Genomic DNA, 26,140 nt, shown 5'->3' with positions numbered 1-26,140 from the left:
TCTTATTTTTTTCGTCATTTTGGTGGATGTCCCAGTTTATAATAATAAAAAATGAGGATATGAGACCAAAATATCAGTCTATATCCCCAAATCAAACTATCTACTATTTTTTATTCTTCAATATTATGCAATAAAAAGCTTGTCGCCATTTGGAACTGTACATCATTTTGACGATCCTCTTTATATTTTTTCAACGTTTCGTTTAAGCTGTTAAAGAAGGTAGTGTCCATATTAATATTCTCTTCTGCTTTTTTCAATTTCTTATCATCTCGATAAAGCTTAACAGCCTCATTCGTCGATTCATCCAAGTAACCGTCTAAACGAGCAATTTTATAACCAAGCTTTTTCAAAGCATTTTGCGTATAAGCAATTTCCTCACTCATATCGCCCTCTTTAAACTTGCCTGATAGTGGGTGCATCTGGAAAGCGAATAATTCATTTTGTTCAATCACTAAATTAGCCTCAATCCCTTGCCCATGAATCCATTCGCGCTTTGGCGTCAGCCATTTATTTGTGGACAATTTAAGTTCTCCACCATTTTTCAGAGACCAAGACTCCTGTACTGTTCCCTTTCCAAAGCTCTTAACACCAACAAGGGAAGCACGTCCCCATCCTTTTAAAGCGCCACCAAGCACTTCACTAGCAGATGCACTGCCCGCATTCTGTAAAACAACGATCGGTATTTTGTACATAGTCTGCAAATATTTTTCGTCAAAGCTTTTTGATTCCGTTTTTAATGGTTCCATAGCGCCTTCAGAATTTTGCATATAGGCAAACACTTTGCCATTCTCCAACACTGTGCTTAGTAGCGCTGCGACGCTATGTAAATAACCACCTGGATTATCCCGCACATCAATCACTAACCCTTTTATATCTTTTCGAAGTAATTTACTCGTTTCAGCAACCCATTCATTGGCCGTTTTCTCACCAAAAATCGAAATTTCCACATAACCTATTGGCGTATTTTCTACGTTCACTACTTCGCTCGTCACTGTCTTATTGGAAATTGCTGCTCGTTCCATCGTCATTTTAATATGTTTATCTTCACTTGGACGATAGACGACAATCGTTACTTTCGTCCCTTTCTCCCCTTGAATTAAATGCATTAATTCACTCATCTTTTTCCCTTCCACTCGAGTGCCATCAACTTGTACAATTTCATCGAGAGAGCGCATACCTGCCTTATCTGCTGGGGACGAACGGACTGGAGACACAACAATAAATTTCCCATTATTTTCAGTTAGCTCAATCCCAATACCCACTCGTTCCTCAGCTAACATTTGTCGGTGCTGTTCCGCCTCTTCCTTCGAATAATAGGTACTATAAGGGTCCTTAATAGCATCTGCCATACCACGAAGTGCCCCTTCCACCAATGCATCTTTTTTCGTACTGTATACAGATTTTTCCTCAATTAAATTCATCGCTTCATTAATCGAATCAGCCTCTGTAACGACCGGTTCCTTTTTATCCCCTAAATTAAACCAGTCAAAATAAATGCCACTCCCTAACAATAGACTACTAGCAAGTACGCCAACACCCGCCATTATTTTGCGCAAACCTTCCCTCCTCCGTCTCTTCTACTGTATGAATTTTATTTTTCAAACATACAAGATTAATCTTCAAAACACTTTGTTGAATCCTATGATTTTTGTTTCGCTAGTATTCTATTGTGTATCTCAGGTTTTCTATTTCGTAGCGCGGGTATTCTATTGCGGATTGAGGGGATTTGCATTTCCTAGCGTGAGTATTCTTTTGTTATTTGCGGGTATTTTATGCCAAGCGCGGGTATTTCCTTTCCTTCCGCGGGTATTCTACCGCCATTCGCGGGTATTTCCCTTCCTTCCGCGGGTATCCTCGCCATTCGCGGGTATTTCCCTTCCTCCCGCGGGTATTCACTCGCCATTCGCGGGTATTTCCCTTCCTTCCGCGGGTATTCTCGCCATTCGCAGGTATTTACCTTCCTTCCGCGGGTATTCTACCTCCAATCGCGGGTATTTACCTTCCTTCCGCGGGTATTCACTCGCCATTCGCGGGTATTTCTCTTCCTTCCGCGGGTATTTCTCTTCCTTCCGCGGGTATCCTCGCCATTCGCGGGTATTTACCTTCCTTCCGCGGGAATCTTCGCCAAGCGCGGGTATTTCCCTTCCTCCCGCGGGTATTCACTCGCCATTCGCGGGTATTTACCTTCCTTCCGCGGGTATCTTCGCCAAGCGCGGGTATTTCCCTTCCTCCCGCGGGTATTCACTCGCCATTCGCGGGTATTTACCTTCCTTCCGCGGGTATCCTCGCCATTCGCGGGTATTTACCTTCCTTCCGCGGGTATTCTACCTCCTATCGCGGGTATTTCTCTTCCTTCCGCGGGTATTCTCGCCATTCGCGGGTATTTCCTTTCCTTCCGCGGGTATTCTACCTCCAAGCGCGGGTATTTACCTTCCTCCCGCGGGTATTCACTCGCCATTCGCGGGTATTTGCATTCCTTCCGCGGGTATTCTCGCCATTCGCGGGTATTTCCCTTCCTCCCGCGGGTATTCACTCGCCATTCGCGGGTATTTGCCTTCCTTCCGCGGGTATCTTCGCCAAGCGCGGGTATTTACCTTCCTTCCGCGGGTATTCACTCGCCATTCGCGGGTATTTCTCTTCCTTCCGCGGGTATTCTCGCCATTCGCGGGTATTTCCTTTCCTTCCGCGGGTATTCTACCTCCAAGCACGGGTATTTACCTTCCTCCCGCGGGTATTCACTCGCCATTCGCGGGTATTTCCCTTCCTTCCGCGGGTATTCTCGCCATTCGCGGGTATTTCCCTTCCTCCCGCGGGTATTCACTCGCCATTCGCGGGTATTTCCCTTCCTCCCGCGGGTATTCACTCGCCATTCGCGGGTATTTCCCTTCCTTCCGCGGGTATTCTACCTCCATTCGCGGGTATTTCCCTTCCTTCCGCGGGTATTCTCGCCATTCGCGGGTATTTCCTTTCCTTCCGCGGGTATTCTACCTCCAAGCGCGGGTATTTCCCTTCCTTCCGCGGGTATTCACTCGCCATTCGCGGGTATTTCCCTTCCTTCCGCGGGTATCCATTCACGAATCGCGTGTAATCGATAAACAAGAATATATTCATATAAAAAAATCTGCTTCGTTTCTTACAGCAAACGAGCAGATTCTTTGAAATTTTTTTTTTGCTTAGTCCATTGCATCTACATAGCTTTTTAACATTTCCACATTCATCGGCCCTTTAATAGCTCGTTGAATATATCCATTTGAATCAATAAAATAGGTTGTAGGAATCGTTATTACTTGGTAGGCTAAACCGGCTGAGTTTTTCTGGTCGAGTAAAATAGGGAATGTTAAATCGAAACTTTCTCTAAATGTCATGACAGAATCTATTTTTGCGTCCTCTGTAACATCTCGCTCAGCCTCTGTTAAATTGACAGCTATTATTTCTACATTATCTTTTTTTGCATATTGTTCGTAATAATTTTGCATATGTGGCATTTCTGCCTTACATGGTGGACACCATGTTGCCCAAAAGTTTAACACGACTTTTTTTCCACGAAGCTCACTTAATGTCACATCTTCGCCATCCAAACCTGTTAAAGTAAAATCCGGTGGTGTATCTCCATTTTTTAATCCAATCTTTCGTTCATCCATTTCTTTCCCTAGAGAAGCTGTTTCAATTTCACGATCTTTATCAATCTGTTGTTTAACATATGTACCAATCATCGCGACTACTAATAACACGACGATAAGTAGTCCAATATTTTTTTTCATTTCTTACCTCCAAATAATTTAGTTACGCCAGCAAAGCGTTGAATCCCTATACCTACGATAAGTAATATGCTGCTCACCCCTACAGCCGGTTGCCATAAACCATGTGGCTGAAAGAAGGCCACTATCATAAGACCAAACGTATATAAAAATAATGCACGTTTGATAGCCGTTATTTTCCATAGTATGAGGACTGTTAGTGTGCTTAGCACAAGTAAAGTAATCACTTCGCTATTGATTTGATTATCATTTAGTAACACTACAAGCCATTGATAGATCGATTGCGTTAAAATGATTGCCCAGCTACAAGCAGCCATTCCAGTTTCGTCAAAATGAATTTTTTGGCGCTTCCACCAAAGCTGTAGCGATGCTGCCATTACTCCTAAAAAGACTCCAATTGTTCCACCATTGAAATAAAGTAGCGCAAACGGTTGCTCAATAACAGCTTTAAAATCAGTGACAATTATGCTAAATTTCCAAACGAGAATAAAGGTAAAAACTGCGTCTCCATATACCCCCGCCCATTTCTTCGAAAATTGTATCCGTAAAACGAGCCATACAATGAAAAATGTCACAAGCAGAGCAACAGCCGTTGCTGGTAATGTTAGTGCCCGAATAGAGAACCATTCTGTATTATTCACCTAAAAAATCCTCCACAAAAAAGATAGATTCAGCATAGCATATATTCTATATATGAACTGTCATTTCACACTGTGTTCAAAAAATCTCCCTGAAACATGCAAAAAATAAACTTTTGATGATCTTTTTTATTGAAATACCCATCAAGGTATTCACACTGTAATTATATTACATAAAATGGTGCCACACTAGGGAAAAGGCTTCTACATAACGCTAGGTCCAACTTAAACCGGGCGTATATTTGTTACTATAAAAAATGAAGAAAGCAAAAAAAAGCTATACATTAGAGGTACCCTAATGTATAGCTTGCAATATGTTTATACCGGAATATATTTTAATGGATTCACACTTCCAGCTGCTTGTCCTTGCCAAGCGCCGATGTGCACTTCAAAGTGTAAGTGAGGTCCTGTTACGCGTCCAGTCATACCCATTGTTCCTATTTGTTGACCTTGGGATACTTCTGAACCAACACTAACATTGAAAGAATTTAAGTGTGCATACACTGTTGTATAAATTTGACCGTCGATAGAATGTGTTACGATAACAACATTACCATACGTGCTAAGTGGTGCAGCATAAGAAACAACACCTTCAGCAGCTGCCCAAATTGGAGTACCTGTACTATTTGCAAGATCGACTCCATAGTGGAATTCTGGACCTGCGCCAATATTACGCCAGCCATAAGGTGATGTTAAACGACCATTTGTTGGCTTAATCCATGTACCATTCGATGGTGGGGCTTCGACTGTTGAAGACCCTCCGCCACTATTATTGCTTGAACTACTTGAATTACTTGAATTAGATGATTTTGCTGCGGCAGCGGCTGCAGCAGCTGCTGCCTTACGTTTCTCTTCTTGTTGACGAGCAATTTCAGCTAATCGATTTTGCTCATGAATGATTTTTTGTTGTAAATCCGCACTAATCTCAAGAGCCTCAGAATATTCTTTCTCAAGCAATACTTTTTCAGTCTTCAGCTTTGCTTGTTCTTTTTCTAATTGATCGATTAATTTGTTTTTCTCAGTTTTTTGTCCATTCAATGATGCTTTTAAACGATCAAGCTCAGCTTTTTTATCTTCGAGCTTTTGGCGTTTGCTTTCTAAGATTTGCTTTTGTTCCTCTAACTTTTGCTTATCCTCTTTTTGATCTTGGATAATTTGACGATCCGCTTCTAGTAAAGCATTGACAGCAGAGAATCGATCGATAAAATCTACGAAGCTATTAGAACTAAGTAGTACATCTAAATAGCTAACGGAACCACCAGCCTGAATAGCACGAGCACGATCCTCTAATAATAAGTCACGTTCTTCAATTTTACGCAGAAGCTCTGCTATATCATCTTCTAAAGCTTTTATTTCTTTATTTGTAGATTGAATTTCTGCTAATACATTTTTAATATTACTATTTGTTTTATCAATTTCAGCATTTAATGTTTGAATTTGATCTAATATTTTTTGTTGCTTGTCTTCATTTACAGTAATAGCATTTGATTTATTATGGATGGATGAATTTAAGCCATCTTTCTTTGATTCAATTTGTCTTTTTTCATCTTTTAAATCCGATAAACTATTTGCATAAGCTGATGGAGTTTGGATAAAAAGAAATAGTGCAGATGATGCAGCTAGTAATTTCATTAAGTTTTTCGCCATACTTTTCACCGGTTGAACTCCTTTTCGACTATAAATTTGGTTGATGTTCGTTCTGCCTCACATAACTTAGTGTGAAGCTTAACGAAACTAAATTTTTAAAAACTTACGTACTGACATGAAACTTCCCCAAATACCGATTAGCACACCAATCAGTAATAGTAGACCGCTTACTTGGTACACAAGAGGTGAGAAATCAAGTACTTGAACAAGTTCGCCTTTTAATCGAGGCGCAATAATTTTATATACATTGTGGTAAAGGGTTGCGATGACCGCAATCGGAATCATAGAACCTAAAATTCCGAGCCACATTCCTTCTAATAAAAACGGGATACGCACGAATGAATTCGTTGCTCCGACAAGTTTCATAATCTCTATTTCATCACGACGTGCAATAATGGTAATTCGAATCGTATTAGAAATTAAGAAAATCGCTGTAAATAATAATCCTATAATAAGCACGACCCCTACGTTACGGCTAATATTTAAGAAGTTAAACAGCTTTTCTACTTTGCCTTCACCATACATAACGTCATATGTATAATTAAATTTATCAATTGTTTTAGCAACAGTAGCTGTTTGCTGAGGATCTGAAGCCTTCACATAAATAACATTACGTAATGGATTACTTTGCTCAAATAGTTTAAAATCGTCCCCAAAATCTTTTACTAATTTGGTTAATTCATTTTCCCTTGTCGAATAGGTCATCTCTTCGATATCTGGCAATTTCTTAATTTTTTCCATGAGCGCTTTTTCATCAGCTTTACCTGCTGTTTCATCAATTAACACTTTAATTTCAACATCGTTTTCTAAATCAGATGCTACTTTATTTAAATTCATCATAATAAGCGCAAAGACGCCTACTAATATTAATGTAACTGTAACTGCACTTACGGAAGCAATAGTCATCCAGCTATTACGGCCAAGGGACTTTAAACTTTCTCTGAAGTGACGTTTTACCGTATTAAATTTCATAGCCGTAGTCACCTCCGTGCTCATCACGGACAATCATTCCGCCTTCTATTGCAATTACTCGACGACGAATCGTATTTACGATTTCACGGTTATGTGTTGCCATTACTATAGTTGTACCTCTCGCATTAATTTCTTCAAATAAATTCATAATTTCCCAAGACGTCTCAGGGTCAAGATTCCCAGTAGGTTCATCCGCAATAACGACCTTCGGCACATTCACAATCGATCGTGCAATCGAAACACGCTGCTGTTCTCCACCTGACAGTTCATTAGGGAACATTCTAGCCTTTTGCTTCAGTCCTACAAGCTCTAAAACCTCCATAACCCGGCGGCGAATTTCCACTGGTTCCTCCTCGATTACCTCTAGAGCAAACGCTACGTTTTCATAAACATTCAAACGAGGTAGAAGTTTAAAATCTTGGAAAACCACTCCGATTTGACGACGTAAAAAAGGTACTTTTTTATTTTTCAAGGAAGCTAAATCTATACCATTAACAGTGATTACTCCCGAAGTAGCTCTTTCTTCGCGATACATTAATTTAATGAATGTAGATTTCCCTGCTCCACTTGGACCTACAACGTAGACAAATTCACCTTGCTTTATGTTAACGGAAATCCCATTTGTCGCAACAACACCATTTGGGTACTTCTTTGTCACATTTTTCATTTCTATCATATTTAAACCACCTAAATCTCTTACCTTGTAAGAGGTATTTCGTTACCTATTATAACACTCTAATTCTACCTTTTTCATTACAGTTTCATTTCATTCCATGGTAGTTCCTGCTATTTCGTTATCTGTTTGCCATAAATGTGTTAAAACTCGACATATAAAAAAAACAGAAATCGAGCCCATTAGAGGAAAGTCGATTTCTGCTTATCTAAAGTTTTTAAGCAGTAAAAAAGCATTCAAGCTATGTTAGTTTACATAGCTTGAATGCTTTTTTTATATCAATTATGCCTCGGCATAATTGCGTCCAGAATCGGCTTTGTGCTTAGGCCTGCACGATGCAGGTCAGTTAGCCGATATCGCATGGATGCGATGATTTTAGGCTAACATCCCCTAAGAACTCCTTTCCGATTCTGTGACATCCGCCGGAGGCTTTGGGCCAACGTGATGTTGGTCACTCAGTCATTGCCACAGGACGTGGCGTTCTTAGACTGAGTTCCTCTATTTCAGCAGGTGTTGGAACACCCCTGAACAGTAGCTTAAATTCGCATTCATCTAGCCACCTATAGAGGGGAGACTTCTGTACCTGTCGCTACGCTTTCGGTACAAAATATATTTGCTGAAAGAAGTTAAACATGCTGCTCGTCAGTCGTTGTATAGCGTACTAAAACTGCACCTGTTTTAGACTCACCTTCGATAAATAGACGATTAGCATTTTCTACTTCTTTATCAAAACGTATTACTTTTGATAAAAATTGATCCTGTGATTCAATTTTCGAGACATCTTGAATACCCACATCTACTTTACCAAAATTCGTAACAATTTTACCGCTTAACGAGATTGTACGTGGTACATACAATTCAACAGCTCCTGCGACTGTTTGAGCTTTGATTTTCGATGAATTAGTAGAACATGTTGTGACTACAACATGTCCATTAACCGATTTTGCTTCAACTTCATCCAATGCGCCATCTAAATAGACACGGCCATTCATTGTTTCAGCCTCTAAATCTTTACCACGAACATTTGTTAGTTCAATGGAACCATTAGAAGAATCCACTTCTGCCTTTCCAAAGTTAAACTTAGAGCCTTTAATCGCACCGTTTAATGTCTTTACTTTTAAATGCTCGAAATCCGTATCTTGTAAAGTCACACTTCCGTTCATTAAACGCACTGATAATTTTTCTAATTTATCCTTTGGAACAAGGACTTTCACATTTACTTGCACAAGCTTAAGTTGACTTAAAATTCGCAGTGAATCTCCATCTTCCTTGACAACGAATTGCTCTAGGAAATTAGCACGAGTTTCCTCTTCACTATCATTAACAAGAGGTGCCTTTACCTTGCAAACGACTTGGAAGCTATCTCCTTCAGCGGTTTCTAAGGAAAAATTGCCATTCGGTAATTCAGCAATTATATTTTCTACATGTTCAGCTGCAACTTCTTCCGTATGTGTAAACTCAACTTTATCACCAAATGGAGAAGTTACATCAAATTCTTTGACCTTTTTTACTGCCGTATTCATCATATCCATAAAAAGTGAACCGATTTGTGTTAAATCTTTACGAAAATCTCGCATGTCTTCTTGGAAATACTTAGAGAATTCTTCATCTTTTTGCGGTTGTTCACTCTTATGACTTTCATCTTTAAATACTGACTCTTTTTCTGTTGGGGAATGCTGGCCCTCATTTGACACATCATTCATAACATGTTGAGTGGACTTGCTAGGTTGCTCTAATGCTTCTAATAATGTAATCGCCTCTTGCGCTGAAATTGTTCCTTTTTCCACAAGTTCTAAAATTCGTTGACGTTCATTTTGCATAATTAAAATAGCCTCCCTCAGTTCGTTATATTATTTATACGAAACACATTGTGAAAAGTTTCACCAAAAAACGAAAAATTGGGAATATATCTTATTTTAGGCTCATTACCATAACGTGTGGTTGATTTCCGTTCCGGCTGGGCGCTTTCCTGGGGGCGTCCGATGAGCCGCTTCACTCGCAAAGCTCGCTCCAGGGTCTCGGGCCAACACGATGTTGGTCACGAAGGCGTTATCACAGGATGTGATGCTTTTAGCCTTCGTTCCTCTGACGCTAATCCCCAAGGAGTTGCCCAGCCTCCACTCCAATCAACTTATTCACATGACATACGTTTTAATTGAATATCACCCAACTTTTGAAGTTTATCGATAAACTTTCACGTTTTATCACCCAACTTTTGAAGTTTATCGACTAACTTTCGCGTTTTATCACCCAACTTTTAACTTCTTTCAACGGGTATCCAAACACCCGCTGAAAGAAGTTAAGCCTCCGGCGGATGTCACGGAATCGGGAAGGAGTTCTTTGTGCTAGCACAAAGCCGATTCCAGACGCAATTATGCCGAGGCATAATTGATTTATTATCGACATCCACCTTCGCAGTATGCCCTTTATCGTAAAAAAGTTCGCAAATCTCCTTAGAAAATTTGCGAACTTTTTAGGACTTTATTGAGAAGCTTTGGCTAAAACAGCTTCCATACGTAGACGATCTCTTGTTAATATTGGCTTTAAATATTTACCTGTATACGAGCCACTGACTTCAGCGACTTCTTCTGGTGTACCTGTTGCCACAATCGTGCCACCTTTGTCTCCGCCTTCAGGCCCTAAGTCGATAATGTAGTCTGCTGTTTTGATAACATCTAAATTATGTTCGATGACTAGCACTGAATCGCCATTTTCTACAAGCCGCTGTAAAACAACGAGTAAACGTGCAATATCATGCGCATGTAAGCCCGTTGTCGGCTCGTCTAAAATATAGAATGATTTACCTGTTGAACGACGGTGTAATTCAGAGGCTAATTTTACACGCTGTGCCTCACCACCAGATAACGTTGTGGCAGGTTGTCCTAATTTCATATAGCCTAATCCTACATCCACGATTGTTTGTAGCTTACGCTGGATTTTCGGAATATTTTCGAAGAATACGACTGCGTTTTCAATCGTCATATCTAAAATATCCGCAATGCTCTTATCTTTATATTTCACTTCAAGTGTTTCACGATTATAACGCTTCCCATGACAGACTTCACATGGGACGTAAACATCTGGTAGGAAATGCATTTCAATTTTTATAATACCGTCACCACGACAGGCCTCACAGCGACCTCCCTTAACGTTGAAGCTAAAGCGACCTTTTTTATAGCCACGTACTTTCGCTTCATTTGTTACTGCGAAAACATCTCGAATATCATCAAAAACACCTGTATACGTAGCAGGATTAGAGCGAGGTGTACGACCGATTGGTGATTGGTCAATATCAATAACCTTTTCTAGCTCATCAATCCCTGTTATTTCTTTATGTTCTCCTGGCTTCACCTTTGAACGATTAAGCTTTTGAGCCAATGACTTATATAAAATTTCATTAATAAGCGTTGATTTACCTGACCCTGAAACCCCTGTTACTGCAACGAATAAACCAAGTGGTACATCCACCTTCACATTTTGAAGATTATTTTCCTTGGCACCTTTAATCGATAATTTGCGTCCATTCGGTTTGCGTCGCTCAATTGGCAGTGGAATAAACTTCTTACCACTTAAATATTGCCCCGTCAAAGACTCTTCATTTTCCATTACTTCCTGCGGTGTTCCTGCCGCTACAATTTGACCGCCATGCACACCTGCACCAGGACCAACATCAATAAGATAATCTGCCGCAAGCATTGTATCTTCATCGTGCTCGACAACAATAAGCGTATTGCCAATATCACGCATATTTTGCAGTGTACTTATAAGACGATCATTATCACGTTGATGCAAGCCGATTGATGGTTCGTCTAAAATATAGAGCACACCTGTTAAACGTGAGCCGATTTGTGTCGCAAGGCGAATTCGTTGAGCTTCTCCCCCTGAAAGTGTTCCTGCCGCTCGACTTAACGTTAAATAATCTAACCCTACATTAACAAGGAAGCCAAGTCGCTCTTCAATTTCTCGTAAAACAAGTCGAGCAATTTTCATATCTTTTTCTGATAAATCCAGCTCTTTGAAAAATGTATCAGCTTCCTGAATCGAATACTGTGTAACTTCACCAATATGCTTATCTGCTAGTTTTACAGCTAATGTTTCAGGCTTTAAGCGATACCCTTTACAAGATGGACATGCTTGCTGCGCCATATATTTCTCCATTTGTTCACGTACGTAATCAGACGTTGTCTCCTTAAAACGGCGCTCCACATTACGGATAACACCTTCGAATTCAATCATTTGATCTCGCACATTGCCAAACTCATTTTCATAATGGAAGTGGATTTTGTCTTTACCAGAACCATATAAAATTTTATCCATCTTTTCTTTCGGTAGATCCTTTACGGGTACGTCCATCGGGATAGCATAATGATCGCACACAGCCTTTAATAACTGTGGATAATATTGAGAGCTTGTCGGTTCCCACGGTGCTAAAGCATGCTCTAATAAACTTCGATTCCAATCAGGTACTACTAAATCAAGATCTACCTCTTGTGTCGAGCCTAAACCATCACAGCTTGGACAAGCTCCAAATGGACTGTTAAATGAAAACATACGAGGCTCTAGCTCACCGATTGAAAATCCACATAATGGACAAGCATGGTGCTCACTAAATAATAATTCCTCATGCTCCATCACATCGACAAGTACTCGCCCTTCTGCCAAACGTAATGCTGTCTCTAAGGAATCACTAAGACGTGCCGCGACACCTTCCTTCATAACAACACGATCGATGACTACTTCTATTGAATGTTTTTTGTTTTTATCAAGTTCAATTGAATCATCTAAATCACGTAGCTCACCGTCGATACGTACTCGAACAAAGCCTTGCTTTTTTAAATCCTCCAGTAGCTTTACGTGTGTTCCTTTACGCCCTGCTACCATTGGAGCAAGCAACTGCATTTTCGTTCTTTCTGGATAAGTTAATAAACGATCAACCATTTGCTCAATCGTTTGGGAGGTAATTTCAACACCATGATTCGGACAAATAGGCTTACCGATGCGCGCATATAGCAAACGTAAATAATCATAGATTTCCGTTACTGTACCAACTGTCGAACGTGGGTTACGGCTCGTCGTTTTTTGATCGATTGAAATAGCAGGAGATAATCCCTCTATCGCATCGACGTCTGGTTTATCCATTTGACCAAGAAATTGACGGGCATAGGCTGAAAGGGATTCTACATAACGGCGTTGTCCCTCGGCATAAATCGTATCGAACGCTAATGATGATTTCCCTGAGCCCGATAAACCTGTTAGCACGACTAATTGATCGCGTGGAATTGTGACATTGATATTTTTTAAATTATGTGCTCGTGCGCCCTGCACGACTATTTCAGTATTTTTCACAAGCCGTTCACCCTTCTAATTTCAATTCAAATATTGTATCGCGCAGCTCAGCAGCACGTTCGAAATCGAGTGCTTTTGCTGCTTCCTTCATTTCTACTTCTAGCGAAGCAAGTAACTGCTCTTTTTCCGCCTTCGTCAGCTTCTTACCTTTTGTGGCCTTCGCTACATAAGTCTCTTCTTCCTCTGCCACCTGTGTCGCACGAATAACATTAGGAATTTTCTTAACAATCGTTTTCGGTGTAATACCATGTTCCTCGTTATACGCCATTTGCAGTACTCGACGACGCTTCGTTTCCTCAATCGCCTTTTTCATCGAATCCGTCATATTATCTGCATACATAATGACATGACCATTAGCATTACGCGCGGCACGTCCAATCGTTTGAATTAATGAACGCTCTGAACGTAAAAATCCTTCTTTGTCAGCATCTAAAATCGCCACTAGAGAAACCTCAGGAATATCTAGCCCTTCTCGCAATAAGTTAATGCCGATTAAAACATCATACGTACCTTTTCGCAGCTCGCGAATAATTTCAATTCGCTCTAGCGTCTTAATCTCTGAATGTAAGTACTCCACCTTTAAGCCCATTTCTTTCAAATAAGCTGATAAATCCTCTGACATTTTTTTCGTCAATGTTGTAACGAGCACTCGTTCATTACAAGCAATACGCCCTTGAATCTCATCGATTAAATCATCAATTTGCCCTTCAATAGGACGTACTTCAATTTGTGGATCAAGTAGCCCAGTTGGACGAATAATTTGCTGCACCATTTCCGGAGTATGCTCAAGCTCATAAGGTCCAGGTGTTGCCGATACATAAATAGCTTGATGTATATGTTTCTCATATTCTTCAAAACGTAACGGGCGGTTATCTAGTGCAGATGGCAAACGGAAGCCATGTTCAACAAGCACACCTTTACGTGCTTGGTCACCGTTATACATCCCTCGAACTTGCGGCAAAGTCACGTGACTTTCATCGACCACAAGTAAAAAATCCTCAGGGAAATAGTCAAGTAGCGTATATGGAGTTGCCCCCGCTTCACGCAATGTTAAATGACGCGAGTAGTTTTCAATACCCGAGCAAAAGCCCATTTCACGCATCATTTCTAAATCGTAACGAGTGCGTTGCTCTAAACGCTGCGCCTCTAATAATCTATCCTCTGCACGCAAAAGAGCTAAACGCTCCTCCAACTCTTTTTCAATATTATCAATAGCTTTTAGCATTTTTTCTTCTCGTGTAACGAAGTGGGATGCTGGGAAAATAGCAACATGATCACGCTCTGCTAGTATTTCTCCAGTTAACGCATCTACCTCGCGAATTCGATCAATCTCATCTCCAAAAAATTCCACGCGGATACAATGTTCATCACGGGATGCAGGGAAAATTTCCACTACATCACCACGTACCCGAAATTTCCCACGTGTAAAACTCACATCATTACGCTCATACTGCACATCGACCAATTTTCGAAGCAACTGATTACGTTCAATTTCCATTCCCGTACGCACTGACACGACCAGTTCACTATATTCTTCTGGAGAACCTAGACCATAAATACAGGACACGGATGCAATAATAATGACATCATCACGCTCGAATAATGCAGATGTCGCAGAGTGACGCAACTTATCAATTTCATCATTAATGCTTGAATCTTTCTCGATATAAGTATCCGTCTGCGGTACATAAGCTTCTGGCTGAAAGTAATCATAGTAGCTGACAAAGTATTCAACTGCATTATCAGGGAAGAAGTCTTTAAACTCACTATACAATTGACCCGCTAGTGTTTTATTGTGTGCCATAATAAGTGTCGGTTTTTTTACCTGTTTAATGACATTAGAGATCGTAAACGTTTTACCTGTTCCTGTTGCACCAAGCAAAGTTTGATGACGTTTACCTGCACGCACACCCTCCACTAATTCCGCAATTGCCTGCGGCTGATCTCCACTAGGCGTATATGGCGCTTGTAAATCAAATGTTTGCACACATGTCCCCGTCCTTTCCTTCCAATTTGTACATATATTTTAGCATAGCGTTATTAAAATTTCGAACATTTAACGAACGAATGTTTGTAAATATTTTTCCGATTACTATATTTGCGATAAATTTAACAGAACGTATGTACTGCAATAATTAATTGGAACCTCTCTATAAATAGATTACCCTTTCCAAATGTTAGCTAATCGAGATGGGACGATGTAAATACATGACCTTGGCAGGAATATCACTGTTTGGTGATGGATTGCTCGTCGGGTTTAGATTGATTAAAGGGTTATGTAAGCGGAGCCTAGGGGAACTGATTGAAGAATTGATCAGGTTGCTTGAAGAACTGATCAGCTTGGTTGGAAAAGTGATCGGGTTACCAGTTAAACTGATCAACTTGGTTGGAAAATTATATTTTTAAAGTAAGTAAATAATTTGAAACACTAAAAGTAGAGAAAGTGAGATTTGCCCCACTTTCTCTACTTTTTTATTTTTGTGAGTTAATTGGTAGTGTAACCTCCAGCTCAGGAATATATTGAATTATCGGGTCACCATTTTCATCCTCTTGATATGTTCCTTTTGAGTAGTCATTATAAAGATAGATATACGGTTTGATTGTAATGGCTTTTGGTAAGGTTTCAAATGGATGTACTCGTAAATCCATGATGAAATCGCTATTTCCTTTATTTGTCTCACGTCTACCATTGCCATTAATTAGTTTTAGTTCACGCCCTTGTTCATCATAAACTTCGATACGTATTCCTTCCCGGAAATCTACAGAAGTTGATTTATCAAGCAAGGCTATTCTTGTTGTAATACTAGTTGTTATGGGAGTTAGTATAATTTGTTCAATAGTAAACTGATTATTTTTGTATTTTCTACTTATATTAGGTTGTAGGTTTACATAGTTACCAATATCACTCACTGGAATATCCATTTTAAAAGGTTCAGAAATCCCAGTTATTGTAGTGGATAATGTCAAATTAAACTGCTTTGGGAAGGGACTTCCACCTTGATTTTTCAAATCTGCAAATTCAAATATTGCGGAATTATTATCCTTACTTGGTTGTCCATAAACACCACTAAAATTGGTGTGATTCAGTGGTTCACCATTTAGTAAAAATTCAATATTACTCATTTGATCTGATAAACTTTCTTTTAAATTTTCACCTTCTTTATGATGGCGTTCAATCCCAATTGCAACACGTGTACCGTCATACACTACTTCTGTTACATTTAATGTAACGCCTTCATGCGTAACGCTTGTATTCAATTTTGTTGAGAGTCCCTTTTCATCTGCGGCGTGTAGACCAAGATCCCTTGTAAATTTAAAAACAGATGATAATAAAGGCACTTCTTTCATCGTCGCCGCCATCGTTGGTGAAATTAAACCCGTGACAATGATCAAACTAAAAATCATTGCTGCGGAGGCGGTAATCATCATGACTCTTTGACGTAAGTTCTTACGAGTTCTAAATTTTTCAGCCGGCTTTGTATTACGACTACTTTCATATTTGCTCATAGTACGATTTACCAAATCAACTTCCACAGGTGTTTCTCGAATGAATCTTTCTAACTGCTCTAACTCTTTATCCTCCTGTTTTGAACGAGTGTTCATACATTTCCCCTCCCAACTTATTCTTTTTCATCAATTTTTTACGTAATCGTTCATATTTTTTTCGAACAGTAGTTGGTTTAAGCTCCATAATCGAAGCGATTTCGTCGAAGCTATATTCCTCTATCGATCGAAGTAGCAGAATCCTTCTTTCGTCCATATGTAACTGTTCTAATAACTCATGAATGATATCGTCATATTGAGTTTCTTGTTCATGAGTGTGATTGTACGCATGATCTTTCTTAAAACTTGTCCAAAATTTATAGCCTTTATTTTTCTTTTTTATTAAATCAATACAGTGATGATGAGCAATTTTATAAAGCCATGCTGAGAAAGAAACAGTATAAGAAAAATTACTAATATTCTCTAACCCCTTTATAAAAATATCTTGTGAAGCATCCTCAGCTTCTTCTTTGTTTCCTAAAAGATAGTAGCAGTAAATATAGATTGGCTTTTGAAAACAACGAATTATTTCTGTATAGGCATGAATATCACCTGTTTGAACTTGTTCCACGATAGATTTTATATCTAAATCGGCTTTTTCCTTAGAGTTATTCAGTACAGTCAAATGTCTCCCTTCCTTTCTAACCTATATAACTGAAATTAATGGGGATTTGTGACACTATAAAAAAATTTTAGGGAAAGATTTTAAAAGAAGAGACACAGCTTAGGACGCGCTTTACTTCTATAACGTGTCAAGTGTGTTGATTAACCATTTTTATCCACTCTAATTAATTAGAAGGCTCTGATTTCCGCTACGTGCAGGGTCTCGTCTGTCTCGCTTTCCCGCGGGAGTCGAGTAGCCCTACGCTACAATCGGTTAAAATGAGCATACATTAGCAAAATATCAACAAAAAAATCCTTTTATCATCCAATAATAAACCTATAATTTCCTAATCAACACGCCTGATAGAGTGTATAAAATCCTTGCATAAATCATTTTCTACAAAAGAGACTTGGTTATCCAAGTACCTTTAAAAATCACTTTTAACCAAAAATGCCTTAGCTCGAGTCGCAAACCATGCAGGTACTTGCCCTACATTCCTAACGAATTAAAGGTTTCCACTCATCAATTTTGCAAATAAAATCACAAAAAAATCCCACCCTCCAATAACAGAGAGCGGGCTCGTCATATTATTCAGTTGTATCTTGGTGTAAAGCTTCTAGTTCGTTTGCGTATAGATGAAATGCTTTTTCATCTTTGTCATCGAGTGCTCTATCTATCAGAACCATGAGCTGCTCTTCACGATGCTTACGCTGGATATGATTTAAAAATAAATCTAAATAAATCTCGTTTAATAATTTCTCTGCCTCATCAACTTTCTTTGTCTGACCAACGGCTTTTAGAAAATCTGTATACGAATAATATTTATCCAACGATCTCACCTCGATCCTTTTCTAAATTATAAGAAAATTGAAATTAAAATGCAATGCTTAAGAACTGAAAATCACTTCGATTTACTATTATTCTCGTGCTATTTTAAGCAATTTTTCTAAGCAATTGCTTGAAATAGCGCGAGATTCCTTCATTTATCTATATTTTCTGAATTTAATTTTGTATTTTACACTTCAAGAAGAAAATAGAAAAAGGAGGCTTACATAGATGTCAGCAAACTACGTCAATGGATATTTACTTTCTTTTAACACCTATTTACTTCAACCAGTTCAGTACGACTCTAAAATTTTCACTCGGGTAATTGACAAGCATAATGAGCTTATCGTCACACGGAAGCCAATGCATATATTACGAAAATCTTGTATTTCACTAGGCACAACCTATGAAGCAGCAAAACATTCCGCCAAACGTTTCTTCGGCAATCAGCATAAGCTTCCAATCGTCGTTGCTTATGATTATGGTTATCCGTGTATTTTTCTACCAATCTATTCGCCAAACTCTATCCACAACATCTGGATTGGACTTCACGCCATTTCTAATATTGTACCGAGTATAACGGGCTGTATCGTCACACTGAAAAACGATAAACAAATTGAATTACCCATTCAATATGCTTCGATTAGCAAGCAATTTGTCAATGCATCGATGTTATATAAGCATTACATGGATGAGCGCAAGCAGATTAGTCAGGACACCCCGAATCACCCTCCTTTTTAAAGCAATCAATTTCGCCTTGGCGTAATTGTAGCTGGCGCTTTGCTTTCGCTACAGAAAACATTTGTAGCTGACGCTTCGCTTTCGCGCAGATAAACAATGCGTCCGCATCTCTTCGGTGGGGTCTTCTGTAGCTGACGCTTTGCTTACGCTACAAAAAATATCTGCTGAATGACAATAAAAACCCCTCAAAAGCACAATTTACTGTGCCTCTGAGGGGCCTTCATTACCCGATTTTTGAACGTAAATATGCATTAATGAATGGATCTAAATCGCCATCCATCACCGCTCCTACATTACCTGTTTCTTCATTTGTACGATGATCCTTCACCATTGAGTAAGGATGGAATACGTATGAACGAATTTGTGAACCCCAGCCGATTTCCTTCTGTTCACCACGGATTTCATCTAGCTGTGCCTGCTGCTTTTCAATCTCTAATTGATAGAGCTTCCCTTTTAACATCGTCATAGCTTTTTCACGGTTTTTAATTTGTGAACGTTCTGCCTGACATTGTACGACAGTACCCGTTGGAGTGTGCGTAATACGAACAGCTGAATCTGTCGTGTTAATATGCTGACCACCAGCTCCTGTTGCACGATACGTATCAATTTTTAAATCCTCTGTGCGAATATCAATTTCAATATTATCATCGAATTCAGGCATAACATCACAAGAAACGAATGATGTATGACGACGACCTGAAGAGTCAAACGGTGAAATACGTACTAATCGATGGACACCTTTTTCTGCTTGTAAATAGCCGTAAGCATTATGACCCTTAATGGACAATGTTACAGATTTAATACCCGCCTCATCACCAGGAAGATAATCAACTGTTTCCACTTTAAAGCCACGTTTTTCCGCCCAGCGTGTGTACATACGAAGTAGCATTGAGCCCCAATCCTGAGATTCCGTACCACCTGCTCCTGGGTGCAACTCTAAAATCGCATTGTTTTGATCATAAGGGCCACTTAATAGTAATTGCAGCTCAAAATCGCCCATTTTTTGCTGGAATTCTACTAATTCATTGCCTAGCTCCTCCTGCAATTCTTCATCAGGCTCTTCTTGCAATAGCTCTAGCGTCATGTCTAGGTTCTCGTGTGTTTCCACTAAATCTTTATATTCATTAACAATTGCTTTTAAGCCATTACTCTCATTAATGATTACCTGTGCACCTTGCTGGTCATCCCAGAAGCCTGGCTCAAGCATCATTTCATCTAATTCCTGCATACGTGCCTCTTTGTTTTCTAAGTCAAAGAGACCCCCTAAAGTCCGCCAATTTTTTGGCTGAAGTGTCTAACGCGTTACGTACATCTGCTAATTCAATCATTGTTAAATCCTCCGAACATTTTTAATGGGGCAATCTGATAAACTTTTATGACAACCATACAGGTTTTTAAAAGCGTTAAGAAATGATTTTAAAACACTTCTCCCTCATTTCTTTCAAGCCCCGTATCTCTTTATTATAACGTTTTTACGAAGGAAAACATACTTTTTTACAACACAGTTTTGTTTCTATCAGTTTTAACATCCTCGTCAAAGATAACGTTGTTCGTCATTCGCGGGAATACTCTACCTTGATCATATTGAACTAGTAAATGCTTCGTTCGTTTCTCCAGTTTATATTTTAGTAAATATGCTCTTTGAATTCTGTATTCAAATGATCTGAAACTTAGATCCACAGTAATTTCATAGCCGTTCATAAAAATTACTTTTGTATTCTTTTTATCCATAGCTTGATAGTCCTGAATATGATGGACAGCAAACCATTGACATTCAGGTCGTATAAAAGACTTACTTGGAAACCATACAATATTACTTCGTTCATGAACAACTATTGGATTTTTATTTAGCTTTCCCAGTATCATTTTCGAGCCATCGAATGCCCCTCTTAAGCTTGAACCAAAATATCGTAGATTATAATCCATTAATTTTGTAGGCGCTAATTTTGAAATATATTCGCTATCCCTTTCAATTACGCGCGTGCACAAGTTTCCTAAGGCATCATACTCCGGCATATACAGCATCGTTTCGCTACTCATAATGTCATCACACTGCATTGTTAATCCTCCTTTATTTTTTCTAGTAAAGAGGAGTATACTACTAAATATATTGGTATACTCCAATTTATTTCCTCGAGAAGGTCTTCCACGGACTACTGTTCTCGAGGATTTTTTATCTCCACATATCAATCACCCCCTCGGTTTCCTATTTCATAACTTTCAGACTATTCTTTTATATTCATAATAAATCAGAAAAAAGTTATAAACATTACCCTTTTTATTGAACTATTTACCTGTTGTTGTAGTATTATATACCTTTTTCTGAATTTTCAAATATTTTCACGTATAGCAAAGCATAAATGGACAAACCGTTCCTCATTGTCCGCTTTATTTGCAGCAAGGATATCCATCCATTTAAATCGTGAAGATATCCTCAAACATAGAAAAAAAGACCATTTTAACTTATCGTTAAAATGATCTTTTTCGTCATCATACACTTATTGCCCTGCACCATGGCAGTTTTTAAATTTCTTACCGCTTCCACATGGACATAAATCATTACGTCCGATATTTTCTGACTTACGGACAGGTTGCTTTCTCGGAGCTGAACCGCCATCCTCTTTCGGATTAACAGCTTGACCTTTTGCAACTTCCTCACGCTCTAAATTATTGTTGATTTCTGCTTTCATCGCATATTTTGCTACATCTTCGCGAATGGAAGCAACCATATCTTCAAACATAGCAAAGCCTTCTTGTTGATACTCACGAAGCGGGTCATTTTGACCATATGCACGAAGATGGATACCTTGACGTAACTGATCCATAGCATCAATATGATCAATCCACTTCGTATCAATTGAACGTAATAAGATAACTTTTTCAAATTCACGCATACGCTCTGGTGTAAGCTGTTCTTCTTTTTCATCATAACGTGCTTGGACAGTGTTAGAAATTAGCTGGTTAATCTCTTCTGCAGATTTACCTTGGAAATCTGTCACCTTCAGAACGCCTTCATCTAATAGATTTGCTGCGACAAAGTCATCAATTGCTTTTAAGTTCCAATCCTTCTGCTCACCTTGCGTATACACTGCGACAATGTTATCGATTGTTTCTTGAATCATCGACTCAACAAGCACACGCATATTTTCTGTTTCTAATACATCGTAACGCTCTTGATAAATAATCTCACGTTGCTGACGTAGCACATCATCATATTGTAATAAACGTTTACGAGCATCGAAGTTATTACCTTCAACACGTTTTTGAGCTGATTCTACCGCTCTTGAAACAACTTTAGATTGAAGTGGCTGTGAATCATCCATCCCTAACTTCATCATCATGGATTTCATATTATCAGAGCCAAAACGACGCATTAATTCATCTTCTAGTGACAGATAGAATTGCGTAATACCTGGGTTCCCTTGACGACCAGAACGACCACGCAGCTGATTATCGATACGGCGAGATTCATGACGCTCCGTACCAATTACCGCTAAACCGCCAATCTCCATTACACCTTCGCCAGGCTTAATGTCTGTACCACGACCAGCCATGTTCGTAGCGATCGTTACGGCACCCTTCATACCAGCATTCGCAATAATTTCTGCTTCACGCTCATGGTTTTTCGCATTCAAGACGTTATGTGGGATTTTATGTTTATTCAATAAATCCGAAATAATTTCAGATGTTTCAATAGCAACAGTACCAACAAGAACTGGTTGTCCAGCTTTATGGCGCTCTGCAATATCTGCCGCCACCGCTTTATATTTTCCTTCCATCGAAGCAAAAATTAAGTCAGCACGGTCATCACGAGCAATCGGCTTATTCGTTGGAATCGCCACAACACTCATATTATAAATATTACGGAATTCCTCTTCCTCTGTTTTCGCTGTACCTGTCATACCTGAAAGCTTTTGATACATACGGAAGTAGTTTTGGAATGTAATTGTCGCCATCGTCATCGATTCATTTTGAATCTCAACGCCCTCTTTGGCCTCGATCGCCTGATGCAGTCCATCTGAGTAGCGACGACCTTTCATTAAACGACCTGTAAAGCCATCAACAATAATGATTTCTCCCTCTTGTACAACATAATCAACATCATTATGCATACTTACATGTGCCTTTAACGATTGGTTAATCGCATGGTTTAAACGTACATGTGTTAAATCAAACAGGTTATCAATGCCAAATGCTTTCTCTGCCTTTTCAACACCAGCATCTGTCAACGTTACACCCTTTGTCGACTCTTCATATGTGTAATCCGTTTCCGCACTTAACATACGAACAAACGCATTAGACTGTTTATAAAGCTGCGCTGATTTCCCAGCCTGACCCGAAATAATTAATGGCGTACGCGCTTCATCAATTAAAATCGAGTCAACCTCATCGATGACCGCATAGTGTAGCGGACGTTGTACACGTTCCTCTTTATAAAGCACCATATTATCACGTAAATAGTCAAAGCCTAGCTCATTGTTTGTACCATACGTAATATCAGCTTCATAGGCTGCACGTTTTTCTTCTTTTGTAAGGCTGTTCAAATTTAAGCCAACCGTTAAGCCTAAGAAATTATACAGATGTCCCATTTCCTCAGCATCACGACTCGCTAAATATTCATTGACTGTCACAACATGTACGCCTTTACTAGTAATGGCATTTAAGTAAACAGCCATCGTAGCCGTTAACGTTTTACCTTCACCAGTTTTCATTTCCGCAATGTTACCTTCATCTAATGCCGCAGCACCCATAATTTGTACACGGAATGGGTACATCTCTAACACACGCTTTGATCCTTCACGACATACCGCAAAAGCTTCCGCACGAATCGACTCTAAAGGCTCTCCGTCGGCAAAGCGTTTTTTAAATTCTTCTGTTTTCGCTTGTAATTGATCATCTGAAAGCTGTTCCATTTGAGAAGCGAATCCCTCAACCTGGTCAGCGATTTTTTCTAATTTTTTTAGTTCACGTTTATTGAAATCAAATAATTTATTTAATAGGTTTACCATGAATTTTTTCACTTCCTATATAGTCTCAACTTTCATTTTACCATTGTGTAACAGTTTCATGCAAACAGAGTCTCTAGCCTAAAAAGAAATCAAATCAATTTCGCCTTGGCGTAATTGCGTCTGGATTTTGAATTGTGCTAAGGCCTGCACGACGCAGGTCAGTTAGCCTTTGTCGCAGGAAGCGACGGTTTTAGGCTAACACCCTTATATTGACTCCTTTCAAAATCTGTGACATCTGCCAGAGGCTTATCTTCATTCAGTAGGCGTTTGGAGAAAAGATAAACCTGCAATCATTCCATCACCTATTGAGATAAGAATTTTCTACTGAATGAAGATAAAAAAGGCCCCCGCTACGGCGAGAGCCCTTGGACATATTAAAGTTTAAGTTGTTTCAATTAAGCCGTATTTACCGTCTCTACGTTTGTAGACAATATTTGTGCCGTTTGATTCCGCATCTGTAAAGATATAGAAATCATGCCCTAGCATATTCATTTGTAAAACAGCTTCTTCTTGATCCATCGGTTTTAAATCAAATTGCTTTGTACGAACAATTGAGTATTCATCTTCTTCTGTTACTGCATCAGCGGCTGCTTGAGAAGTAGCAAAATAAAGGCCTGTACCTTCACGCTCACGGAATTTACGGTTTACTTTCGTTTTATGCTTACGGATTTGACGTTCTAATTTATCAACAATTAAGTCAATCGCAGCATACATATCAGTATGACGCTCTTCTGCACGAAGAGTTAAGTTCTTCATTGGAATTGTAACTTCCACTTTCGTTTGCTTGTCATTATAAACCTTTAAATTTACGTTAGCGTTGGCGTTAACATCTTCGTTAAAATAACGTTCAACTTTCTCGATTTTGTTCTCAACATATTCTCGAATAGCTGGAGTTACCTCAATATTTTCACCACGAATGTTAAAGTTTAACATGTAAACTCCTCCTTTATAACTGCTATACTTTATATTTCTACACAAGTGTGTGAAATTCCTCTAAAATAATTCTTTTTTTCAAAAAAATTTTTTTCCTGCATGAGCAGTATCAGCGAAAGCAAAGAAGTTAGGCACGGGATGAACAAAATCCCCCCTACTGATGAAATTTTACATTATGAATGAATATTATTTAGTTTTGCCTCATCTGCTTCTTTTCTTCGGCGCAACTTCAACTCTTCGATAATCAAATCTTCAAGCGAATCTTGATTATTGAAATTCACGCCATACTGCTTACCATTACCAAAAGGACGGCTCCAAATGACTTCACCATAAGCTCGTACCTCTTTTGTATCCAGAATAAAGCGTAAATCCAAAGGACGAGGATTGACACCTAAATCCACCTCAGTAAACATCTTTAATCCTCGTGGACTAATATCAAGCAAATCAGCCATTGCCGTTTGCGCTTGATTGACGCTACCATCCTCATATATGGCAAACGTCATTTTAACAGGCTCATCAAATTTAAATCGAAAGCCTTCTTGGCGTTTAAATATCATCTTCCCACCTCAATACTATTCTAAACATCTATGTAGCTTGATTATGACACGATGCATGTTTTACATCTAGAGGGAATAAGTAACATATCTTACTGAATAAAGACCTATTTTATGACTAAATCAATTATGCCTCGGCATAATTGCGTCCGGAATTGACTTTGTGCTTGCACAAAGCATTCCTTTTCGATTCCGTGACATCCGCCGGAGGCTTTGGGCCAACACGATGTTGGTCACTCAGTCGTTGCCACAGGACGTGGCGTTCTTAGACTGAGTTCCTCTATTTCAGTGGGTGTTTGGACACCTACTGAAATAAATTAAATGTTTCCCTTTTGTAATGATAAAAATGCCGTGTCTCGCTTTTCTCGCAAAGAAAAGAGACCATCATGAATTGATGGCCTCTATGTTGTCTAAATTTGTCCAGCGTTTCCCTGACCGAATTGCTGCTGTCGATTGATGCGAATAACTTCCTTCCATGTATCACGGAATTCTGTCACTAATCCCTCAACTTCTTCAATAATAGCGACATCATTTTGAATGTTTGCCTCGACTAAACGACGGTTGATATATTCATAAAGGGCAAACATATTTTTTGATATTTCGATATCCATATTCAATGTCGCCATCAACTCGCTTATAATTGCTTGTGCTTTAATAAGATTTGTATTTTTTTCTTGGACATTCTTTTCTTGAATCGCTAGCTTAGCTTTGTGCAAGAACTTTAAACATCCATTATAAAGCATTAACGTCAGCTCACCAGGGGAAGCAGTGGTAACACTATTTTGTTTATACGCGTTTTGTGCTGTTAAATTTGCTGCCAATAAAGGACAACTCCTTTGAAAGGTTACTTATTTACTAGTTTAAACCATATTAAGAAGAAAAGCGAATAGGTAAATG

At 39.1% G+C, this 26,140-nt stretch carries 20 protein-coding genes; 2 read left to right on the top strand and 18 right to left on the bottom strand.

Going from position 1 to position 26,140, the window contains the following annotated elements; genetic code table 11:
- Positions 1-110 precede the first annotated feature (110 nt).
- From ACQKN2_RS02560 to ftsE, 6 genes are all read right to left on the bottom strand, one after another.
- Complete coding sequence (locus tag ACQKN2_RS02560) at positions 111-1,556, bottom strand: S41 family peptidase (protein ID WP_427413558.1); 1,446 nt, start codon at positions 1,554-1,556, stop codon at positions 111-113.
- Positions 1,557-3,173: 1,617 nt separating this feature from the next.
- Positions 3,174-3,761, bottom strand: a complete 588-nt coding sequence (locus ACQKN2_RS02555) for a redoxin domain-containing protein (RefSeq protein WP_427413557.1) — start codon at positions 3,759-3,761, stop codon at positions 3,174-3,176.
- Positions 3,758-4,399: a hypothetical protein gene (locus ACQKN2_RS02550; RefSeq protein ID WP_427413556.1), complete on the bottom strand. Its 642-nt coding sequence runs from the start codon at positions 4,397-4,399 to the stop codon at positions 3,758-3,760. Before ACQKN2_RS02550 ends, ACQKN2_RS02555 begins: the two co-directional genes overlap by 4 nt.
- 315 nt (positions 4,400-4,714) lie before the next feature.
- Positions 4,715-6,052, bottom strand: a complete 1,338-nt coding sequence (locus tag ACQKN2_RS02545; RefSeq protein ID WP_427413555.1) for a murein hydrolase activator EnvC family protein — start codon at positions 6,050-6,052, stop codon at positions 4,715-4,717.
- 78 nt (positions 6,053-6,130) lie between these two features.
- Entirely contained in the window at positions 6,131-7,015 is an 885-nt protein-coding gene (gene ftsX / locus ACQKN2_RS02540) for a permease-like cell division protein FtsX (protein ID WP_427413554.1), read from the bottom strand.
- Complete coding sequence (ftsE, locus tag ACQKN2_RS02535; RefSeq protein ID WP_427413553.1) at positions 7,005-7,691, bottom strand: cell division ATP-binding protein FtsE; 687 nt, start codon at positions 7,689-7,691, stop codon at positions 7,005-7,007. The genes ftsX and ftsE overlap by 11 nt, the downstream gene beginning before the upstream one ends.
- A gap of 428 nt (positions 7,692-8,119) precedes the next feature.
- Here ftsE and ACQKN2_RS02530 point away from each other — a divergent pair, with 428 nt between their 5' ends.
- Complete coding sequence (locus ACQKN2_RS02530; RefSeq protein WP_427413552.1) at positions 8,120-8,254, top strand: hypothetical protein; 135 nt, start codon at positions 8,120-8,122, stop codon at positions 8,252-8,254.
- 60 nt (positions 8,255-8,314) lie between these two features.
- On the opposite strand, the gene ACQKN2_RS02525 is transcribed toward ACQKN2_RS02530, so the two are convergent.
- The 6 genes from ACQKN2_RS02525 to ACQKN2_RS02500 all read right to left on the bottom strand — a co-directional run bounded on the left by ACQKN2_RS02525 (position 8,315) and on the right by ACQKN2_RS02500 (position 18,011).
- Positions 8,315-9,508 (bottom strand): DUF4097 family beta strand repeat-containing protein, encoded by a 1,194-nt coding sequence (locus tag ACQKN2_RS02525; protein ID WP_427413551.1) that lies wholly within the window; start codon positions 9,506-9,508, stop codon positions 8,315-8,317.
- 661 nt (positions 9,509-10,169) lie between these two features.
- Entirely contained in the window at positions 10,170-13,034 is a 2,865-nt protein-coding gene (uvrA, locus tag ACQKN2_RS02520; RefSeq protein ID WP_427413550.1) for an excinuclease ABC subunit UvrA, read from the bottom strand.
- A 7-nt stretch (positions 13,035-13,041) separates the two neighbouring features.
- Positions 13,042-15,021 carry an excinuclease ABC subunit UvrB gene (gene uvrB / locus ACQKN2_RS02515; protein ID WP_427413549.1) on the bottom strand — a complete coding sequence of 660 codons (1,980 nt, stop codon included), beginning with the start codon at positions 15,019-15,021 and terminating at the stop codon, positions 13,042-13,044.
- Positions 15,022-15,506: 485 nt separating this feature from the next.
- Positions 15,507-16,637: a DUF4179 domain-containing protein gene (locus tag ACQKN2_RS02510; RefSeq protein ID WP_427413548.1), complete on the bottom strand. Its 1,131-nt coding sequence runs from the start codon at positions 16,635-16,637 to the stop codon at positions 15,507-15,509.
- Positions 16,609-17,202 (bottom strand): RNA polymerase sigma factor, encoded by a 594-nt coding sequence (locus ACQKN2_RS02505; protein WP_427413547.1) that lies wholly within the window; start codon positions 17,200-17,202, stop codon positions 16,609-16,611. Before ACQKN2_RS02505 ends, ACQKN2_RS02510 begins: the two co-directional genes overlap by 29 nt.
- Before the next feature lie 566 nt (positions 17,203-17,768).
- Positions 17,769-18,011, bottom strand: a complete 243-nt coding sequence (locus ACQKN2_RS02500; protein WP_427413740.1) for an IDEAL domain-containing protein — start codon at positions 18,009-18,011, stop codon at positions 17,769-17,771.
- Between the two features lie 226 nt (positions 18,012-18,237).
- On the opposite strand from ACQKN2_RS02500, the gene ACQKN2_RS02495 reads away from it, so the two are divergent.
- Entirely contained in the window at positions 18,238-18,747 is a 510-nt protein-coding gene (locus ACQKN2_RS02495) for a competence protein ComK (protein ID WP_427413546.1), read from the top strand.
- A 223-nt stretch (positions 18,748-18,970) separates the two neighbouring features.
- Here the strand turns inward: ACQKN2_RS02495 and prfB are convergent.
- The 6 genes from prfB to fliS all read right to left on the bottom strand — a co-directional run bounded on the left by prfB (position 18,971) and on the right by fliS (position 26,064).
- A protein-coding gene (prfB, locus tag ACQKN2_RS02490; protein ID WP_427413545.1) for a peptide chain release factor 2 occupies positions 18,971-20,075 on the bottom strand; the annotation gives its coding sequence in 2 pieces (ribosomal slippage) (positions 18,971-19,999 and positions 20,001-20,075; 1,104 coding nt in all).
- Positions 20,076-20,241: 166 nt separating this feature from the next.
- Entirely contained in the window at positions 20,242-20,805 is a 564-nt protein-coding gene (locus ACQKN2_RS02485) for a competence protein ComK (protein WP_427413544.1), read from the bottom strand.
- 440 nt (positions 20,806-21,245) lie between these two features.
- Positions 21,246-23,756 carry a preprotein translocase subunit SecA gene (gene secA, locus ACQKN2_RS02480; RefSeq protein ID WP_427413543.1) on the bottom strand — a complete coding sequence of 837 codons (2,511 nt, stop codon included), beginning with the start codon at positions 23,754-23,756 and terminating at the stop codon, positions 21,246-21,248.
- Between the two features lie 381 nt (positions 23,757-24,137).
- Positions 24,138-24,689 (bottom strand): ribosome hibernation-promoting factor, HPF/YfiA family, encoded by a 552-nt coding sequence (gene hpf / locus ACQKN2_RS02475; RefSeq protein WP_427413542.1) that lies wholly within the window; start codon positions 24,687-24,689, stop codon positions 24,138-24,140.
- A 173-nt stretch (positions 24,690-24,862) separates the two neighbouring features.
- Positions 24,863-25,246 carry a PilZ domain-containing protein gene (locus ACQKN2_RS02470; RefSeq protein ID WP_427413541.1) on the bottom strand — a complete coding sequence of 128 codons (384 nt, stop codon included), beginning with the start codon at positions 25,244-25,246 and terminating at the stop codon, positions 24,863-24,865.
- Between the two features lie 407 nt (positions 25,247-25,653).
- Positions 25,654-26,064, bottom strand: a complete 411-nt coding sequence (gene fliS / locus ACQKN2_RS02465; protein WP_427413540.1) for a flagellar export chaperone FliS — start codon at positions 26,062-26,064, stop codon at positions 25,654-25,656.
- Between the last annotated feature and the right edge of the window lie 76 nt (positions 26,065-26,140).

This window comes from Lysinibacillus sp. NPDC093688, from assembly GCF_050280145.1.
In the GTDB taxonomy this organism is placed as follows: Bacteria; Bacillota; Bacilli; order Bacillales_A; family Planococcaceae; genus Lysinibacillus; species Lysinibacillus xylanilyticus_B.
The sequence above is the reverse complement of the archived record's forward strand: the minus strand, read 5'-3'. Positions and strand labels throughout refer to the sequence as shown.

Coding starts and splice junctions, on each gene's coding strand:
- ACQKN2_RS02555 (WP_427413557.1), bottom strand. CDS start 3,761: ATGAAAAAAAATATTGGACTACTTATCGTCGTGTTATTAGTAGTCGCG.
- ftsX (WP_427413554.1), bottom strand. CDS start 7,015: ATGAAATTTAATACGGTAAAACGTCACTTCAGAGAAAGTTTAAAGTCC.
- ftsE (WP_427413553.1), bottom strand. CDS start 7,691: ATGATAGAAATGAAAAATGTGACAAAGAAGTACCCAAATGGTGTTGTT.
- ACQKN2_RS02525 (WP_427413551.1), bottom strand. CDS start 9,508: ATGCAAAATGAACGTCAACGAATTTTAGAACTTGTGGAAAAAGGAACA.
- ACQKN2_RS02510 (WP_427413548.1), bottom strand. CDS start 16,637: ATGAACACTCGTTCAAAACAGGAGGATAAAGAGTTAGAGCAGTTAGAA.
- ACQKN2_RS02495 (WP_427413546.1), top strand. CDS start 18,238: ATGTCAGCAAACTACGTCAATGGATATTTACTTTCTTTTAACACCTAT.
- ACQKN2_RS02485 (WP_427413544.1), bottom strand. CDS start 20,805: ATGCAGTGTGATGACATTATGAGTAGCGAAACGATGCTGTATATGCCG.
- secA (WP_427413543.1), bottom strand. CDS start 23,756: ATGGTAAACCTATTAAATAAATTATTTGATTTCAATAAACGTGAACTA.
- hpf (WP_427413542.1), bottom strand. CDS start 24,689: ATGTTAAACTTTAACATTCGTGGTGAAAATATTGAGGTAACTCCAGCT.
- ACQKN2_RS02470 (WP_427413541.1), bottom strand. CDS start 25,246: ATGATATTTAAACGCCAAGAAGGCTTTCGATTTAAATTTGATGAGCCT.